Here is a 16847-nt window from a genome sequence, read left to right as displayed (position 1 = left end):
TAGAATAATTATTTAGTTAATCCTTTGGATGAATAGGCTTTGTTCTCCATTTTTTAGGATAAGTGTTTGGAGCCATAATGATTCTCTTTGTTTCAAATGCATATCCTTTTGTAGCATCACGAATCTCTTCTTCAGACATTGTGGATTCAGCCAGAGCTACTGCTTCTCCTTTTTGCGTATATATCCCAACAAGATCACCTTTCTTGAGATTTGGAGAAATTTTTAAAATTCCAGGAATTGCAAGTTGAGCTCCATGACACATTGCATCTACTGCAGAATCCCGAATTACTATAGATTTTAATTCACTTAGCGCATATTCTACGGGTTTTATCATTTTCATCAATCTTGATTCATCTTTATTCTCTTCCCACAACGCAAATGCATTTGCCAATTCATGAAGAGTTACAAGACCATCTGTTTCATAAAATTGGTCGACCCTAGATCTTCTAAGCTCAATCATGGTAGCTCCAGGTCCTAGAACTTCGCCAATGTCATAGTATAATTTTCTAATATAGGTTCCAGCCTCACATAACACGCGAGTTAGCAGTAATCTTTCTTTTTGTTCTATTAATTCAAATTCATAAATAGTTCTAGTTCTTGTTTGTCTTACAACTGCTGAACGTTGTGGTGGCTTTTGGAAAATCTCACCTTTGAACAAATTAATTGTTTCAGATAGTTTTTCTTTTGATGGGAGTGAATGCACACGTCCTAATCCAACATATTCTTTAGGTCCCAATAATAAAACACCCAATGCTTTTGTTGCCTCACCTAATCCTAGCGGCAATACTCCAGAAACCTGAGGATCAAGTGTTCCACTGTGACCAATCTTTGGTAGTTTCAAAATTCTTTTGGCCCAAGCTACTGTCTCATGACTTGTAGGACCCGGAGGTTTGTCCAATAAAATGATTCCATAGTTTAGTAATTGCTCAAGTGATCGTTTATCATAGTAGGTCCCAAATGCATCATCAGTAATATCTTGATCAATTTCAATTAGATTTTCAAGTTGTTTTAGTGTCATAGCAGTTTTCTCACAGTTTCTTTTGCAACATCAATTACTTGTTTGGCAGATAGATGATCCGTGTTAATAATTAAATCAAACACAGATTTGTCCTCACCAAAATCAAAATCATAAAGTTTTTTGTACAATGCCTTATTTTTATCAAATCTCTCTTTTGTAATTTCGTATGCTTGTTGTGGACTCATGTTATCCCTTGTTTGCATTCTTTTTGTACTGCTTTCATGAGAACCTTCCAACCAAATTTTAATTCCATCTGAGATCAACCAAGGCAAAGTGTAACTAGTGATCACTACACCACCTTGTTTGAAAAGTTTAGTTAATTTTTCATCTAATGCTCTATCATATTTTGAATCATTTTCACGTTTATTAAGAAAACTCATTCCTTCATCAGTATCCCACCAATCATCGCCTTCAGAGTGATACCCTTCGTCTATTGCCATCTCTTTTAGAACATCACCACCACTGAGATACTCTAGTTGAAATTCTTCAGCCAATCCTTTGGCAACAGTTGTTTTACCTACTGCAGGAGGACCCGAAATTACTATAGATTTTGTCAACTGAGATCCATAGAGGTTTTCGTCAGTTTCATAATAATGCCACTAAATGCAATAGATGAAAGAAAGTACCAAGCCCAGAGATACAAAGAATTTTCTTGACCAAAGCAAGGATCGCCTTCAATTGCTGCATGTTCTGCTGTACATGTTAGTTGAAAGAAATCACCTGGGATTACATTTAGTGGGATTGGAGATAATGCCACAGTATAAGAAAATAATTGAGGCAGTACAAGATAAAATATCAAAATTAAAGGTACAAAAGTGATCATCATTGGACGCATATTCATCTGCATCATCTCCATTGACATTTTGTTCATGTATGCAGATTTTTTGCCAAGTTCTGCTGCTTTTGCAGTATCTTTTGCTCTCATGGCAGCCATTCTTTCTTTTTGCCATCCACGTGTCTCTTTCATAATACGTTTTAGCTTTGTTTGGTCAACCATCTTCTTTCTGACTGCAGCATTGAAGAGATTCAACATTATTCCAAATCCAGAAACTGCAAACATTGAAAGAATAATTCCCTTAATTATTGGATCATCGCTTCCAAGTGCTTGTCTTCCCTCTCCACCAAAAATATCAAACTGTAGAGGGATTGAATCGAGAAATAGTAGAATAAAGTTAATGTCCATTTTTTACAGTCCTATCGCATTGATTATTTTGTCTATGGCTTCATCAATCTTTCCTTCTCTATTAAGAATATGTTTTACAGGCGAGCCTGTAAGTACAGTACATGTAGAGATCATTGCAGATTGAATATCTAGTTCTTTATTGATATTTGGTAAAGTGATTTTATCACGATTTCGTGTTTCATCTGTCATTCGCCTGTTATAGATTTCTTCAGGTTTTGCTGAAACTGAAACAAAGTTGGTGGGTTTAATAATTTTCAATACATGTTCTGGTAATCCAGGATAGTAACCTTCAGGGGAATTGATAAATGCATGAGTATCTACAATTATCACTTGCTCACCATATGCTGCAATTTTTTCAGCAGCAATTTTTTGAAGGTGTTGTTGTTTGGACACAGGTAAATGTCTGAGTTCATCTCGGTCTTTGAGACCATTTTCTTTTGCAACTTCAAACATCAAAGTTCCAAAACTTACTACGTGGACAGTTTTATTACGATTTTTTAGGATTTCTACCATTTTTTTTAAAATAGTAGTTTTTCCTACACCTGGAATTCCAACAAGGATTATTCGCTTATTTTCTACCAAGCAAAGCACCCAAACGCGGCATGACGACTTCTACTTGTTCTCTTACTAACTGTGTGTAATAGTTGATGAGAATATCTACCATAAGTAAAATTCCAATACCAGAACCAAACACACCTAAAACATCAGATACACCTGCTAAGAGCCCCAAAATCATAGAGCCAATAATTGTAACTGATGGAATGTATTTGTTCAATAATGCTTCAACTGGTTTGTTTGATCTTCTAAATCCAGGAATCTGCACATCAGCATCAAGTAAGTTCTGAGCTGCACTCTTTGGAGATAAACCACCAAGTTCTACCCATAGTCTTCCAAACACTACAACGATTCCTACCATAAACAACACATATCCTACTGCACGCATTGGATCCAATGCTGCAACATCCAAACCTCTGGGGGGTGTGATGTAATAGATAATACCACCTACAGGAGTAGATGGACTTGTCGGGTCAAACTGTGCAACAAAGTTCATGAAGAAATTATTATTTCTCGGGTTCATGTTTGCCCACAACATTTGGAATATGAAAACAGCATTTGCCGTAAGGGCCGATGCCAAAATTACCGGAATGTTTGAAACATACATCAATTTGATAGGATAGACTGCATTGAAACCTCTGTATTTTGTAGATACAATTGGAATTTCAATTTTCATTCCTTGTGTGAATACTAAGATCAACAAGATTCCAGCTGTCAGGAATATGCCAAAGACACTCGGAAGTTGATTTGAACGGAAGAATACATTTGACAAATCTCCAGTCATTATTGATTGTCCAAGATACGGAATGATACCAATCGTTCCTCCATCACCTGCAGGCAACGGACTAAACAAACTCCAAAGAATTTGTTGTGCAACACCTGCCATAATGAAAAGACTGATTCCACTGCCCAGACCCCAGCCTTTCTGAATTAATTCGTCTAAGAACATGATAATAATCGACGCTGCCATCAGCTGCCCTATCATGACATACAGAAAGTACGGCTCCGTAACTCCAGGTCCATATACTGCAGTGGCATATACGATTGATTCTGCGACAATTACAATGTAGGTTACAATTTTAGTTGCAGTCTGAAAGATTCCTCTCTCTTCGGGTTTTTTGAAATCAAATTTCAGAATGTCTGAACCTCTCAGCAATTGCATTAAAAGTCCAGCAGTAACTATGGGTCCAATTCCTAATTCAACAAGAGTTCCTTGTTGAGATGCAAAAATTACTCTGGCAAATGCTAAAAAGTCAAACTGCGGAGCTGTTGCTCCAAATAAGGGAGTCTGACCCATTATCATGTAAATTAGTAATGCGACTCCACACCATAACAGTCTAGTTGGTAATGGAATTTTCTTTTTTGGTTTTGGAACTTGCGGAAGATATGGTTCTGCTTTGAAAACTATTTTTCGAATAACACTGGTAATTGTACCCTCAGCCATTATCAGATAACACCTCTCCCCCAACAGCTTTTAGCTTTTCTTCTGCAGTTGCAGTGAATTGTTTTACTTTGACGGAATAGGTATTTGTGATTTTTCCGCCACCAAGGAGTTTTTCGTAGCCTTGACTTGTAAGGTCTACGATTTTCTTACCTCCTTCTTCTTTACCGAACTTTAAGAACAAGTCATCAAGATCTCTGATGCTAGTCCATGTTTTTGTAATATTTGGGTGAGGGCGTTTAGGTGCTTCATGACCATAGTGATCTGGTTCATATTTTAAAGTAGAACTCCAATGATGCTTTAGCATACCGGTAACTCCAAGACCACCTTTGTGACCACTTGCGCGGTGTTGACCTACTTGTCCCCATCCCATGTGTCTTCCGCCTCTAAGTCGTCTTGTTTTTCTTAATCTTGTTGCCATCTCAAATCATTCTCCTAACAATTGCGTCAAGTTCTTTGTTTTGCCCAAGTATGCCCTTGTTTCCATAAAGTCTCTTGGTACTTCTTTTGAATCCAAGTCTTGGAGGTGCTAGAGCAAACCAGGGTTTTAGTGGTTTTAATTTAGATAGTGTAGCTTTTCCTTCTGCTAATGCAGTTCCTAATTCATCAGAACTTGCAAATCCTAGTTCTTTAAGATCTTCTGGAGTAATTTTCTGATAACCACCTTTTCTTGCCTTTTTATCAATGAGTTCTTTTGCCAATGATGCATCAAGTTCAATCCAAGAAACATAGTGCTGTACTTTTCTTAGCATTCCCAAAGTATTTTCTTTGGCAGGCAAAATTGTTGCACGGTATTTTTTATCTAATTTTAGTAGCATCATAGTGTGAGTTGCCCAGTAAGGACAGTCAGCTTGACCTTTTATTCTAACAACAAGATATGCATTTGCCATTTTCTATCAACCTTGACTAAATGTCTGTCTTAGACAGTCCAGAATTGCTTTAGAAGTAGAGTTCATTGTAGGAGTGGAGCCCTTTGCAGTAGTCCATGCATCTTTTAGACCTGCTAATTCCAATAATCGTTTAATTTTACCACCTGCAACAAGTCCTAGTCCTCTAGGTGCAGGAATAATTTCAATTGTAACACTTCCACCTTTTCCCTTTACTTTGAATGGAACTGAATGTTTTTGATCACATCTACATTCCCAACTACCACATCCTAGTTTGATTGGATTAACATTTAGGAAAGCTTGACTGGTTGCTTTTTCAATTGCAATTCTCATCTGTTTTGATTTTCCTTGGCCAATTCCCAAGTAACCATTTTCATTACCAGCTGCAACAATTGCTTTGAATCTAGTTGACTGTCCATTTGAAGTCATTTTTTGAATTATACCAACATCTACTACTTCACTTTTCAAGTCGGGTAGTAGTTTTTTGATAATTCCTGACTCTTGAATTCTTAATCCTGATTCTATAATTTCCTCCAGTGATGTAATTTCACCTGATGAGACTTTTTGACCTAAGATTGTTTTTGGAACCCAAACTTCTTCTTCTGGTTCTCGCCTTGGTCTTCTTGGACGATCTCCACCTTTAACTCCACCTGGTGGACCACTACCGTAAATTGGTGGACCTCGTCCTCTTTGTCCAGGTTTACCTTTAGATTGTGCAGCTTGGCTCATCTCTACTTTACCTCGCTGTCAATTGTAGATTTCATTTTTGATACTTCATTTTTTACTGTAAGATGTTCACCGTTGAGTCTATTCTCGGGTGGAAATGTTTCATCATTTGCTGGCACTTGTACTCCTGCGTCAATGACTCCTTTGAGGGCTGCTGCCATTCTTTGAGTGTAACGTCTAGTTCCGGTGTAAAGAATTGCATCCTTTGCGCCTTTACCAAGTGCTTTTTTTCCTGCCAAGTATCCAGTAAGATATGCTGCAGGTACACTTTTTCTAGAACCCTTCCATCCTTTCTCAAGGAGATATCTAGAATGTGCAGATGCAACTACTTTATCGCCTTCCATTCCAGGTGTTAGAATTTGGACTTGAGTGTTTTCATTAGTAATATTTACAGTGATAAAATCACGTTTACCCATCAACATGGTGCCACGTTTTTTGTAATTGGTCTTTTCCTCTCTAAGTCTACGCAATATTTTCGAATAGGCCATCTATAGAAACCGAGTTTGAATCTGCTCTTATATACGTTAAGCGCGAATTAGAGCCGCAAGCAAAGCCTTCTGTGTATGTAAACGATTTTCTGCCTCATCCCAAACAACAGACTGACTTCCATCAATTACAGATGTTGTAACTTCTTGTTCTCTTTTTGCTGGAAGACAATGCATAAAGATCGCATTAGTATTTGCAGACTTCATTAGTTTTGAACTGACTTGATATTTTGGAAGGAATTTTTTGATTCGTTTTGGATCACTGTTGTGAATTGAAGAATAGGTGTCAGTAACTATAACATCTGCATTTTTAGTTGCGATAAGCGGATCAACAGTTAATTCAATGTTAGTTGATTTCTTTGCTTGTTTTACAACGCCTTTGTCAGGTTGAAATTCTTTTGGAGTTGCAATAGACATGTCAATTTCAGATAGTGCGGCACCATAAATCATAGAGTTGCATACATTATTTCCATCTCCAACCCAGGCAATCTTTAGTCCCTTGAGTTTTTTCTTTTTTTCTTTAATGGTCATAAAGTCTGCCAATATTTGACAAGGATGAAATGAATCAGAGAGTCCATTAATTACAGGCACACTAGAGTGTTCTGATAATTTTTCAATTAAATCATGAGAGTAGACTCGCGCCATAATACAATCAGTATATCTTGACAGAGTCTTTGCAGTATCCTCAACTGTCTCTCCTCTGGATAGCTGCATGTCATTTGCTGATAAATTAATTGCGTGACCGCCTAGCTGAAACATTCCTGTTTCAAAACTCACACGAGTTCGAGTAGATGGCTTTTGAAATATCATTGCCAGAGTTTTATTTTTCAAAATAGGTTTGGTAGTTCCTTTTTTGAGTTCTTTTTTTAGTTTAATGGAGTCATCAATTAATCCTAAAAATTCCTTTGGAGATAGTTCCGCTAAAGTGAGTAAGTTTTTTGTTTTGAGTTTCATTTCTTAAAGAATCCAAACATACCTCGTTTCTTTTTAGATTTTTCTTCTTTATCATGTTTTTGTAAATCCTTAGCATCATCTTCAACCTCATCTTCAAGATCTTCTTCAATATCTTCTTCAATATCTTGTTTTGATTCACCAGGTTTTGGTCTGCCGTCTTTTATCCATTGACGGATTTTATTTCCTAGTTTTACTGCTTCACTGTCTCTTTCAGGTGGTGGAACATCAAACAGATCTGAATAAATTGCAATATCATCATCCTTGATTCCATCAAATGGATCATCTGAAGAAATTTGTGTTGGTTCTGGTGTTGGTTCAGGTTCTGGTGTTGGTTCAGGTTCTGGTGTTGGTTCAGGTTCTGGTGTTGGTTCAGGTTCTGGTGTTGGTTCAGGTTCTGGTGTTGGTTCAGGTTCTGGTGTTGGTTCAGGTTCTTTGTCTTTTTTTATCTCAACGTTATCTAATGAGCCAAAAACAGTTTCAAGAAAAGTTGTTTTATCAAAAGCCTTTAGATCAGAGTATTCTTGCCCAGTTCCAACATAAAGAACAGGAGTTGAAGTTATTTTTACAATAGATAGTGCAGCCCCACCTTTAGCATCAGCATCACTCTTTGTCAAAATAGAGGCATCGAATTTTACATGCTCATAAAACTCTCGTGCTTGATTCACAGTATCATTTCCTGCCAAAGAGTCACCGACAAAAATTTTCATATCAGGATTTACAACTTTGGTGATTTTTGCAATTTGCTCCATCAAGTTTTTGCTTGTTTGCATTCTTCCTGCAGTGTCAATTAATACACAATCTGTTCTGTGAGAATTTGCATAAAGAACAGCGTCTCGTGCAACAGCAGCAGGATCTGATTCGTAGTTTTGAGCAACAAGTTTCAGATTAAGTCGATTAGTGTGCTCTCGCAATTGCTCAATTGCACCTGCACGGAAAGTGTCAGCAGCAGCTACTACTACAGAATATTTTGCTTGTTGCAACAAATGTGCCATTTTTGCCAGTGATGTAGTTTTGCCAGTTCCGTTAATTCCAACAAACAAAATCAAAAAGGGTTTTCCTTGTTTCTTTTTTTCATCAATTTTTGCAAACAGATCATAAGTACCTGCAGCATCAAATAGTGTAGAGATACTTGAAATCAAACTGTCTTTGACAAATTTTTCAATTTCTTTTTTATCAACTTTAGAGCCAATTAGTTTTGTTTTGAGATCTGCTTTGATAGAATCAATTACCTCGGTTGCTACATCAGACTCCATAAGAGAAATTTCTAATTCAAATAAAATATCTTCAATATCTTTTTCATTTAGTTCTTTTTCACCAAGACTTTTCGCTGCATTTGAAAATGCACTACGAAGTTTATCAAACATAGTTTATCCCGATTTTGGTTGTTGCATTGCCTGCATCATTTGATTCATTTGGGCTTTTCCTTGCTCTAATCGATTTGCTGCATCTTGTTTCTTTGCAGCAGTATCTTGCAAAGCAATTTCTATTTCTTTAATTCTTGCTTCAAGATAATTAATTGCAGAAGGAAAATCTTTTTCAACTGCCACTCCAGATCCAATATTTAAAATGATTTTGCTATTTGATGAAATCTTTGTTGGAACATAAGTTCCCATTCCAATTGGAACTAGAGTTTCTGATTCAGGACTTTTACCAAGTGACTGGATTGATTCAATTGCGGCAGTTGCTTCTCTCAAAATACTGTAGAAGGTTCCTTCTCTTTGAGATAAATCAGAAAAATATGTCTCAAGCATTTGCATTTGCTGCATTAATTGCTCGGCCTGTTCTTCACTCATTTACAACCAACCCCCCTCAGAAGGTTATAAATTCATTCATGAGCAAGTGTGAAATCAAAAATAGAAAATGAAGAAAAAAATAAAGATTGAACTTTATTTTGCTTTAGAGAATCTAGATTCTACCTCATCCCAGTTTACTACATTCCACCATGCGGCAATATAGTCGGGTCTTTTGTTTTGGTAGTTTAGATAGTATGCATGTTCCCAAACATCACAGCCCAATAATGGTATAAGTCCTTCAGTTCTTGGACTTGTTTGGTTTGGCATTGATTTGTATTCAACCTTACTTGATGAAGGGTTGTAAACTAACCATCCCCAACCGCTACCTTGTATTACTGCTGTAGTGGATGAAAATTTCTCTTTAAACTCAGCGAAGCTTCCAAAAGAACTGTTAATTGCATCAGCAATTGATCCTCCTGGTTCACCGCCTCCGTTTGCTTTCATGTTGTTCCAAAATAGCCTGTGGTTATCAAATCCACCACCATTGAAATTAACTGCACCTCTTTGAGCATCTGGTACTGATTTGATATCAGCTAGAATCTCAAGTATGTCTTTTGATTGAATATCAGCAGGACATGCTTCAAGGGCTGCATTTAGTTTGTCAGTGTATGCTTGATGATGTTTTGTGTGATGAATCTCCATTGTTTTTGCGTCAATGTGAGGTTCTAGTGCATCATATGCATATGGCATTTCAGGAAGAGTGTATTTTCCCATAGAATCAAAGAGATCTTAATTCAATTTATTGCTTTACGAAGCAATTCATTTTTACTTGTAAAAATGCTGAAAAAATTTGTGAAAATTCTAGCATTTTCATTAATACTTGTGATTACCGCAGGATTTGTTTTCTTCGAGTCCTTTTTTGCAGAAGATGAAATTAGAGTATATTTGGACAAGAGCGTTCCATTCATCGGAACTGACATTCCCAGAATGGATGGAATTAATGGGGAAGGAATCAAAATCGCAGTAATTGATACGGGTGTGGATTATAATCATCCAGATTTGTTAGGTTGGGGACCTGATGGCAAAGTCATAGGAGGGTACAATTTCATCGACGAGGGCAAACCACCACTTGATACTAATGGACATGGCACTCAAGTTGCAGGAGTGATTGCAGCTGATGGACAAGCCAAAGGTGTTGCACCAAAAGCCAAAATTCTCGCATACAAAGTTTCAGAAAATGGTGAAGGAGTATCATCAGATCTAATTATTCGAGCAATTGAGAAAGCAATTGAGGATGATGCAGACATAATCAACATTAGTTTGGGAGTTAACAAAACAAATTCAAAGATTGACCGTGCAGTAAATCTTGCATTAGACAAAGAAATTTTTGTAGTAACTGCAGCTGGAAATGACGGTCCAGAATTGCAAACAATTGGAAGTCCTGGAAGAAATTATGGTTCAGTTACAGTTGGTGCAACATACAACAATCTCACGTCAAGCTTGGTTGCAACACTAGAAGTTAATGACAAACCATTTACAGTAATTCCAATGGTCGGATCTACAAAATTGCAAGACCCAATTACTGGAAAAATAATTTTTGCGGAGCATGGAAAATTAAAAGACTTTGAGGGAATGGATGTCAAAGATGCAATAGTAATAGTTGAGAGAGGAAGTGACGTTGAAGGAGAGATGCTGTATTTTTCAATAAAAGAAAATAATGCTGCAAATGCAGGAGCCAAAGCTTTGATAGTATACAATAATGTTCCAGGAATTTTTCTTGGAGAATTAATTCACGAGTTTATTGAATCAGACTATTCACCACAAATTCCAGTAGTATCAATTGATAGAGAAGAAGGACTAGAAATTATTGAATCAATCAAAAATGAAAATCATGCATCAATGCATCTGTTTTACAATCCAGACTTTGTAGCTCATTTTAGCTCCCGTGGTCCTGTTTCACCATTTTACATAAAGCCCGAACTTGTTGCCCCTGGTGCATACATCAATACCACTCAAAACAATGCAGGGTATAATTTCACTAGCGGAACAAGTTATGCTGCACCCCATGTAAGTGGGGCAGCAGCACTGTTACTGCAGAAAAACCCACTACTCCACCACCATGAGATAAAATCGCTATTACTAACTACAGTTGTGCCTGTATCTGATGCCTACGGCCAGCAATTCTCTCTAAATGATGCAGGGGCGGGAAGGCTTGATATCGCAAAGGCATACGGAGCCAATCTAATCATAATGCCACCGAATTTTGTAATTAGTATTCCATCAGATAACAAAATTGCAGAAAAACAACTGCAACTAAAACTCATTGATGGAACCCTAGATAATTTGGATGTAAAATTTGAGGGTCCAGAATTTATTCAATTTGCACACATTCTTGAAGAAAATAATTTAAAATTCAAACTAAGTATGACTGGCGAAAACTTTGGTGATCATGAAGGGAAAATTATCATTCATCATGATGATACTCAGTATACCATTCCAATACTAGTTCACTATACTCAAGGCTCTGTTTCTGTAATTCAACAAAATCAAAAACTAATCTTTGAAATTTATCATCCAGAGAAATGGAATTTTGCAAAAATTTCAGTTACAAATAGCAGAGACGGTAAAGTAGATACTACAACTATGTTACCAAACAAAAATTCAACAATTGATATTTTTGAGAATTCAGATTACTGGATTGAAGCTAAAATCAAAACAGACCAAAACTCTACAAGTGCATACAATACAATTCAGATAACTACAGTTCCAAATAATATTCAGAGATTAGACCTTGATGTTCCAGAAAAACAGATCGGAATCATTGCAGTAATAATAGTAGCTATTGGAATTTTTGGATTAATTAAAAGAAGATAATCTATTGTAGTATTTTAGGACCTGCCTCAATAATTTCAGGTGAGACATTTTCAAACTTACTGAAATTCTCAGTGAACATCTTAGCTAGTTTCTTTGCAGATAAATCATACGAGTCCTTATCAGTCCAAGTATTTTTTGGATCTAAAATTTCTGATGGAACGCCTTCGACTTCAGTTGGAATATCCAAATTAAACAAATCATCATGACGATACTTTACAATATCAAGTGCACCAGAAAGTGCAGCAGAAACCATTGCTCTACTGTATTTTATCTTGATTCTTTGTCCTTCACCGTATGGACCGCCAGACCACCCAGTGTTTACAAGATAAACCACAGTATTATGCTGATTAATTTTATCACCTAATAATTTGGCATAAACTGAGGCAGGTCTAGGCATGAATGGAGCCCCAAAACACTCAGAAAATACAGATTTGGGTTCTTTGATTCCTCGTTCGGTTCCTGCCAATTTACTGGTATAACCGGACATGAAATGAAACATTGCCCCCTCTTTTGTCAATCTAGAAACAGGTGGCAAAACACCTAGTGCGTCTGCTGTCAGAAATACGATTACTTTGGGATTCCCCCCAACACTTGGAATTACAGCACCGGGAATAAAGTCAAGGGGATATGCAACTCTAGTGTTTTCAGTTAATGTGTTATCATCATAATCAGGTACATTGTCTTTGAGTACTACATTTTCTAAAACTGCGCCAGGTTTGATTGCGTTCCAAATTTCAGGTTCTGCTTCTTGACTAAGATTGATACACTTTGCATAACATCCACCTTCAAAATTAAAAGTTCCATTATCAGACCAACCATGTTCATCATCACCAATTAGTTTACGATTTGGATCTGCTGAAAGCGTAGTCTTTCCAGTGCCAGACAATCCAAAGAACAATGCAGTGTCACCTTTCTCTCCAATGTTTGCAGAGCAGTGCATTGGGAAGATTCCACGGTCAGGTAGTAAGAAATTCATTACACCAAACATTGACTTTTTCATTTCACCGGCATATTCTGTTCCGCCAATCAAAACAATTTTCCTAGTCAAATCAATTAAGATAAAGACATCAGTTCTTGTTCCATCAATTTCCGGATCTGCTACAAAGTCGTTAATACATAAAATGGTAAATTCGGGTTCATGGTTTTCAAGTTCATCTTTTGTTGGTCGAATAAACAAATTCCTTGAGAACATATTTTGCCAGACATGATCATTTATCACCCTAATTGGTAAACGGGTTTCAGGGTCTGCCCCAACAAAACCATCAAAGACATAAAGCTCCTTGTTATCAACAAAGTTTTTCATTTTCTCTAAGAGTTTCTCAAATTTGTCAGTTGGGAATTGGTGATTAATTTTACCCCAATCAATTGCATCATGGGTTTTATCATCAAATACAATAAATCGGTCATCAGGGGATCGGCCAGTATATTTTCCAGTATTGACTGAAAGTGAGCCTGTGGAATTTACTACTCCCTCTTTTCGCTCAACTGCAATTGAGACCATCTCCTCTACGCTTAGATTTCTGTGGACTTTGGATGGATTGATTCCAAACTCTTTTAGCTGGTTAGAAAATTTGTCAGTTACTGCATTACCTACGACTTGGGTCAGAGGATTTGGCCTCCAAAAATAATTTTATCAACCCCAGGCTGGTTCATGAGATATCGATCCGCCCAAAGTTTCCTTATTATCTTTTTCTTATAGGAAATTATTTTTTTGTCTAGGAACGTATTTATTCCAAAATTCAAGACTCAAATTGATGCCTATCAACAAGGACAAGATTGCAAAGCGACAGGAAGTAAAAGAACACAATCCAGACTTTGTAAGACCAGAAAGCTGGCGTTATGTTAGATTACAGACTAACTGGAGAAAACCAAAGGGTATCGATCATCACCAGAGAAAACAAAAAAGTAGAGGCCGTCCAGGACTTGTCAAAGTCGGATATGGAGGACCAAAAGAAGCAAGAGGATTGCACCCATCAGGATATACAGATAATTTAGTATTCAATTTATCAGACTTGGAAAAACTAGATCCAAAAACAGATGGAGTTAGATTCGGACACAGTGTTGGAACTAGAAAGAGAAAGGAAATCATTGTAAAAGCAATTGAAAAGAAATTTAAAATTTTTAATGCAAGAGTGAGTGCAATTGGTAGTAAATCTTAACGCAAAAAAGAGACTCGCATCTAGAGTCACTGGAGTTGGAATTCACAGAATTAAATTTGATACGGATCACCTAGATGATATTGCAGATGCAATTACTAGAGAAAACATCCGTAGTCTTATCACTGCAAATACAATCAAGATAAAACCATTTGTTGGAACATCTAGAGGTAGAGCACAATTCAAAAAAGACCAGAGAAAGAAGAGAGGTACAACTCAAGGATCAAAACAAGGTAGAAAAGGTGCAAGAGTTGGCAAAAAGGAAGTTTATGTTGCTAAAGTTCGTTCATTGAGAAGATTACTAAAGATTGCAAAAGACAGAAAAGATTTAACAAATCCAGAATTCTGGGAACTCTACAAAAAAGTAGGTGGTAATACTGTTAGAAACAAAGCACACCTAAGACTACTCATGGATGAAATCAAAGAAAAGAGAAAAGACTAGAACCGATAAACTGTATTTTCTAAATTCACAATTTTACCATTCTTAATCTTGATACCTTCATCGCTGAGCATCTTGGTCTTGATGTGCTCTCCATATGCATAGCCTCCAATTTTACCTGTAGACATTACAACTCTATGACATGGAATGATTACAGGATATGGATTTTTGTTCATAATTTTTCCAACAACTCTCTGTCCATTTTTTAATCCAACGGCTTTTGCAAGATCACCATATGTTGTGATTTGGCCTTTAGGTACTTCGAGTAATTTTTTGTAAATCTTTTGTTCAAGATTCAAAGTTTGATTACCTCAAGATTTGTTGTTTCAAGCAAATCAAGTACTTTTTGTTTATCAGAGCCCAAGCCTTTCCAATCTAATAGTGCAGTAGTTGCCATTTTGTTTTGCAATAAAATATGAGAGAATAGTTCTGAATCAAGATTTTCTAATGCATGTTTTGGAATTACAGTTCCAAGTGCATATTTTCCATCTAGTAATTCATCTGTAAACTTTGAAGGGTAGTGAGTTCCACCAAAGCAAATGGCGACTGGATTTTCAGGAATTGTCTGAGACATTACCTGATGAACTAGTATTGCAACAGAATGACACAATGATTCATCAGTCCATTGTTTTTCAGTAGTACCAATCTCTATGAAAATGGATGGTTTTTTCAATGCAGTAGGACCATGATGTGTGGCCTCTATAGTAATTTGAAAATCTGAAAACTTTGAGCGGTTTTTCTTTAATGTTTGAAGATATGCTTTTTGAAGATCAGGATGAGGTATTGCAACTTGTCTGTCATTTCCTCCAAACTTGGCCTCTGAGAAATTTCCCGTACTATGACAAGTCAGAGCTAACTGTCCAGACTCTGCTGCATGTTTTGAGAGAAAAACAAATCCATCATAGTCATATTTTTCTTCTAACCAATCAGCTGAAATTGCAGGAGTTGGAATAATTAGTAAATCATAATATTTTCCACGAAAAACATCACCGTCTTTGGTCATTTCCTTTGAAAGAAATTTTGCCATATTGTGGCCAGCCGGGTCTTCTTGATACGCAATTAGTAGTTCCATGAGATAAGGAATATAAGGACACCCTATTAATTTCCACCAATGAACCCTAGGCAGACTTTGAAGAATATGGTAAATACCATGAAAATGGCCAAAAAACCAGACAAAGACGAGTACCAACAACATCTAAGACTAGTATTATTGGGAATTGGTGGAGTTGGACTAATTGGATTTACCATACAGTTTGTCTTTTCGGTAATTACATTTGGACGGTAAAATTGTCAGAGGAAATAAAATCTCATTTGTTTGCAATCAGAACCACTGGAGGACAAGAAAAAGTGGTCATGAGATTATTAGAAGCAAAAGCTAATGCCAATCAAATTAACATTCAATCAGTATTACTAGTAGACAATCTCAAGGGATATGTTGTAATTGAAGCAATCAATCCTAGTGATGCATATATGGCAGTTGAAGGTGTAAGACATATTCGCGGTCAATTAAGAGGAGAATTAGAATTCAAAGATATCGAAGGATATCTAATCAAGAAATCAACAGTTTCACAATTAGCAGTAGATAATATCGTAGAAATTACAGGAGGTCCATTCAAGGGAATGAAGGCAACGATCACAAGAATTGATGTTGACAAAGAAGAGGCAACCGTAGTTTTACTGGATGCATCATATCAATTGCCAGTAACAGTAGACGCAAACTACCTAAAACTCTCAAGTGAGGCTTAGGAAGGATTAAATTTTCAATTTGAGTTTGATTTAACATGGGAGAACAAAAAGTATCATCACTTGTAACAGGCGGAGGAGCATCAGCAGGTCCACCGTTAGGTCCAGCACTAGGACCACTAGGTGTCAACATCATGGAAGTTATTCAGGCAATTAATGATAAAACAAAAGACTTTGAGGGAATGAAAGTTCCAGTTACGGTAATTGTTGATACTGATACAAAAAAATATGAAATTGAAATCGGTATCCCATCAGCTGCCGCATTAATCATGAAAGAAGCAGGTATCCAAAAAGGCTCAGGTGCATCGGGTACTCAGTGGGCAGGAGATGTTACACTTGATGCAGTAATCAAAGTTGCAAATACAAAACTAGAGAAATCTTATGCCACATCACTAAAATCAGTTTCAAAGACAATCATTGGTACATGTCTTGCATTAGGAGTCAAAATAGAAGGAAAGACACCAAAAGAGATGACTGCAGAAATCAATGAAGGTAAATGGGATGCAAAATTCCAATAAATATCTGGAAAAAAGATTATCAATAATCACTGTTTTTAATATTTATGAACAAAGTTTCACACTTTGAAATTCCATATGATGATCAAGGTAGAGCACAAAAATTCTATCAAGATGTGTTTGGTTGGCAAATAGCAA

23 protein-coding genes are annotated in these 16847 nt (G+C 36.7%); 7 read left to right on the top strand and 16 right to left on the bottom strand.

Going from position 1 to position 16847, the window contains the following annotated elements:
• Positions 1-16 precede the first annotated feature (16 nt).
• The 13 genes from ACW9W3_RS08460 to ACW9W3_RS08400 form a co-directional block, all read right to left on the bottom strand.
• Entirely contained in the window at positions 17-1018 is a 1002-nt protein-coding gene (locus ACW9W3_RS08460) for an RNA-guided pseudouridylation complex pseudouridine synthase subunit Cbf5 (protein WP_457765710.1), read from the bottom strand.
• Positions 1015-1575, bottom strand: a complete 561-nt coding sequence (locus ACW9W3_RS08455) for a cytidylate kinase-like family protein (RefSeq protein ID WP_457765709.1) — start codon at positions 1573-1575, stop codon at positions 1015-1017. Before ACW9W3_RS08455 ends, ACW9W3_RS08460 begins: the two co-directional genes overlap by 4 nt.
• On the bottom strand, positions 1572-2201 hold the full coding sequence (locus ACW9W3_RS08450; protein WP_457765708.1) for an EMC3/TMCO1 family protein: 630 nt from the start codon (positions 2199-2201) through the stop codon (positions 1572-1574). Before ACW9W3_RS08450 ends, ACW9W3_RS08455 begins: the two co-directional genes overlap by 4 nt.
• A gap of 3 nt (positions 2202-2204) precedes the next feature.
• Positions 2205-2792 (bottom strand): adenylate kinase, encoded by a 588-nt coding sequence (locus ACW9W3_RS08445; RefSeq protein ID WP_457765707.1) that lies wholly within the window; start codon positions 2790-2792, stop codon positions 2205-2207.
• The gene (gene secY / locus ACW9W3_RS08440; RefSeq protein ID WP_457765706.1) at positions 2770-4200 is read right to left on the bottom strand and encodes a preprotein translocase subunit SecY; all 1431 of its coding nucleotides are present in this window, start codon (positions 4198-4200) and stop codon (positions 2770-2772) included. The genes ACW9W3_RS08445 and secY overlap by 23 nt, the downstream gene beginning before the upstream one ends.
• Positions 4193-4618, bottom strand: coding sequence for an uL15 family ribosomal protein (locus tag ACW9W3_RS08435; protein ID WP_457765705.1), 426 nt, complete (start codon positions 4616-4618; stop codon positions 4193-4195). Before ACW9W3_RS08435 ends, secY begins: the two co-directional genes overlap by 8 nt.
• Position 4619: 1 nt before the next feature.
• Positions 4620-5087 carry a 50S ribosomal protein L30 gene (locus ACW9W3_RS08430; protein ID WP_457765704.1) on the bottom strand — a complete coding sequence of 156 codons (468 nt, stop codon included), beginning with the start codon at positions 5085-5087 and terminating at the stop codon, positions 4620-4622.
• 6 nt (positions 5088-5093) lie between these two features.
• Positions 5094-5813, bottom strand: a complete 720-nt coding sequence (locus tag ACW9W3_RS08425) for a 30S ribosomal protein S5 (protein ID WP_457765703.1) — start codon at positions 5811-5813, stop codon at positions 5094-5096.
• A gap of 2 nt (positions 5814-5815) precedes the next feature.
• Positions 5816-6298, bottom strand: a complete 483-nt coding sequence (locus tag ACW9W3_RS08420; RefSeq protein ID WP_457765702.1) for a 50S ribosomal protein L18 — start codon at positions 6296-6298, stop codon at positions 5816-5818.
• Positions 6299-6334: 36 nt separating this feature from the next.
• Positions 6335-7249 carry an ornithine carbamoyltransferase gene (gene argF, locus ACW9W3_RS08415; RefSeq protein WP_457765701.1) on the bottom strand — a complete coding sequence of 305 codons (915 nt, stop codon included), beginning with the start codon at positions 7247-7249 and terminating at the stop codon, positions 6335-6337.
• Entirely contained in the window at positions 7246-8613 is a 1368-nt protein-coding gene (ftsY, locus tag ACW9W3_RS08410; RefSeq protein WP_457765700.1) for a signal recognition particle-docking protein FtsY, read from the bottom strand. Before ftsY ends, argF begins: the two co-directional genes overlap by 4 nt.
• Positions 8614-8616: 3 nt before the next feature.
• Positions 8617-9042, bottom strand: a complete 426-nt coding sequence (pfdA, locus tag ACW9W3_RS08405) for a prefoldin subunit alpha (RefSeq protein ID WP_457765699.1) — start codon at positions 9040-9042, stop codon at positions 8617-8619.
• A gap of 93 nt (positions 9043-9135) precedes the next feature.
• Entirely contained in the window at positions 9136-9756 is a 621-nt protein-coding gene (locus ACW9W3_RS08400; RefSeq protein WP_457765698.1) for a superoxide dismutase, read from the bottom strand.
• Between the two features lie 78 nt (positions 9757-9834).
• Here ACW9W3_RS08400 and ACW9W3_RS08395 point away from each other — a divergent pair, with 78 nt between their 5' ends.
• Positions 9835-11856: a S8 family serine peptidase gene (locus tag ACW9W3_RS08395; RefSeq protein WP_457765697.1), complete on the top strand. Its 2022-nt coding sequence runs from the start codon at positions 9835-9837 to the stop codon at positions 11854-11856.
• Position 11857: 1 nt separating this feature from the next.
• On the opposite strand, the gene pckA is transcribed toward ACW9W3_RS08395, so the two are convergent.
• Complete coding sequence (pckA, locus tag ACW9W3_RS08390; RefSeq protein WP_457765769.1) at positions 11858-13462, bottom strand: phosphoenolpyruvate carboxykinase (ATP); 1605 nt, start codon at positions 13460-13462, stop codon at positions 11858-11860.
• Positions 13463-13610: 148 nt separating this feature from the next.
• On the opposite strand from pckA, the gene ACW9W3_RS08385 reads away from it, so the two are divergent.
• Both ACW9W3_RS08385 and ACW9W3_RS08380 read left to right on the top strand, forming a co-directional pair.
• Positions 13611-14015: a 50S ribosomal protein L32e gene (locus tag ACW9W3_RS08385; protein WP_457765696.1), complete on the top strand. Its 405-nt coding sequence runs from the start codon at positions 13611-13613 to the stop codon at positions 14013-14015.
• Positions 13999-14454, top strand: a complete 456-nt coding sequence (locus ACW9W3_RS08380) for a 50S ribosomal protein L19e (protein ID WP_457765695.1) — start codon at positions 13999-14001, stop codon at positions 14452-14454. Before ACW9W3_RS08385 ends, ACW9W3_RS08380 begins: the two co-directional genes overlap by 17 nt.
• Here the strand turns inward: ACW9W3_RS08380 and ACW9W3_RS08375 are convergent.
• Together ACW9W3_RS08375 and ACW9W3_RS08370 are read right to left on the bottom strand one after the other, a co-directional pair.
• Positions 14451-14750: a methylated-DNA--[protein]-cysteine S-methyltransferase gene (locus tag ACW9W3_RS08375; protein WP_457765694.1), complete on the bottom strand. Its 300-nt coding sequence runs from the start codon at positions 14748-14750 to the stop codon at positions 14451-14453. The genes ACW9W3_RS08380 and ACW9W3_RS08375 overlap by 4 nt on opposite strands.
• Complete coding sequence (locus tag ACW9W3_RS08370) at positions 14747-15523, bottom strand: D-aminoacyl-tRNA deacylase (protein ID WP_457765693.1); 777 nt, start codon at positions 15521-15523, stop codon at positions 14747-14749. Before ACW9W3_RS08370 ends, ACW9W3_RS08375 begins: the two co-directional genes overlap by 4 nt.
• A 39-nt stretch (positions 15524-15562) precedes the next feature.
• On the opposite strand from ACW9W3_RS08370, the gene ACW9W3_RS08365 reads away from it, so the two are divergent.
• The 4 genes from ACW9W3_RS08365 to ACW9W3_RS08350 form a co-directional block, all read left to right on the top strand.
• Positions 15563-15736, top strand: a complete 174-nt coding sequence (locus ACW9W3_RS08365) for a protein translocase SEC61 complex subunit gamma (protein WP_457765692.1) — start codon at positions 15563-15565, stop codon at positions 15734-15736.
• A 2-nt stretch (positions 15737-15738) separates the two neighbouring features.
• On the top strand, positions 15739-16197 hold the full coding sequence (locus ACW9W3_RS08360) for a transcription elongation factor Spt5 (protein ID WP_457765691.1): 459 nt from the start codon (positions 15739-15741) through the stop codon (positions 16195-16197).
• Between the two features lie 35 nt (positions 16198-16232).
• Entirely contained in the window at positions 16233-16712 is a 480-nt protein-coding gene (locus tag ACW9W3_RS08355) for a 50S ribosomal protein L11 (RefSeq protein WP_457765690.1), read from the top strand.
• Positions 16713-16756: 44 nt separating this feature from the next.
• On the top strand, positions 16757-16847 hold a 91-nt coding region (locus ACW9W3_RS08350), incomplete at its 3' end, for a VOC family protein (protein WP_457765768.1).

This window comes from Candidatus Nitrosopumilus sp. bin_68KS (genome assembly GCF_054095825.1).
This window is presented reverse-complemented; position numbering and strand designations above follow the sequence as displayed.

Bases quoted from the DNA above. Each gene is read 5' to 3' on its own strand.
- ACW9W3_RS08460 (WP_457765710.1), bottom strand. From the start codon at position 1,018: ATGACACTAAAACAACTTGAAAATCTAATTGAAATTGATCAAGATATT.
- ACW9W3_RS08450 (WP_457765708.1), bottom strand. From the start codon at position 2,201: ATGGACATTAACTTTATTCTACTATTTCTCGATTCAATCCCTCTACAG.
- secY (WP_457765706.1), bottom strand. From the start codon at position 4,200: ATGGCTGAGGGTACAATTACCAGTGTTATTCGAAAAATAGTTTTCAAA.
- ACW9W3_RS08435 (WP_457765705.1), bottom strand. From the start codon at position 4,618: ATGGCAACAAGATTAAGAAAAACAAGACGACTTAGAGGCGGAAGACAC.
- ACW9W3_RS08430 (WP_457765704.1), bottom strand. From the start codon at position 5,087: ATGGCAAATGCATATCTTGTTGTTAGAATAAAAGGTCAAGCTGACTGT.
- ACW9W3_RS08425 (WP_457765703.1), bottom strand. From the start codon at position 5,813: ATGAGCCAAGCTGCACAATCTAAAGGTAAACCTGGACAAAGAGGACGA.
- ACW9W3_RS08420 (WP_457765702.1), bottom strand. From the start codon at position 6,298: ATGGCCTATTCGAAAATATTGCGTAGACTTAGAGAGGAAAAGACCAAT.
- argF (WP_457765701.1), bottom strand. From the start codon at position 7,249: ATGAAACTCAAAACAAAAAACTTACTCACTTTAGCGGAACTATCTCCA.
- ftsY (WP_457765700.1), bottom strand. From the start codon at position 8,613: ATGTTTGATAAACTTCGTAGTGCATTTTCAAATGCAGCGAAAAGTCTT.
- pfdA (WP_457765699.1), bottom strand. From the start codon at position 9,042: ATGAGTGAAGAACAGGCCGAGCAATTAATGCAGCAAATGCAAATGCTT.
- ACW9W3_RS08400 (WP_457765698.1), bottom strand. From the start codon at position 9,756: ATGGGAAAATACACTCTTCCTGAAATGCCATATGCATATGATGCACTA.
- ACW9W3_RS08385 (WP_457765696.1), top strand. From the start codon at position 13,611: ATGCCTATCAACAAGGACAAGATTGCAAAGCGACAGGAAGTAAAAGAA.
- ACW9W3_RS08370 (WP_457765693.1), bottom strand. From the start codon at position 15,523: ATGGAACTACTAATTGCGTATCAAGAAGACCCGGCTGGCCACAATATG.
- ACW9W3_RS08365 (WP_457765692.1), top strand. From the start codon at position 15,563: ATGAACCCTAGGCAGACTTTGAAGAATATGGTAAATACCATGAAAATG.
- ACW9W3_RS08355 (WP_457765690.1), top strand. From the start codon at position 16,233: ATGGGAGAACAAAAAGTATCATCACTTGTAACAGGCGGAGGAGCATCA.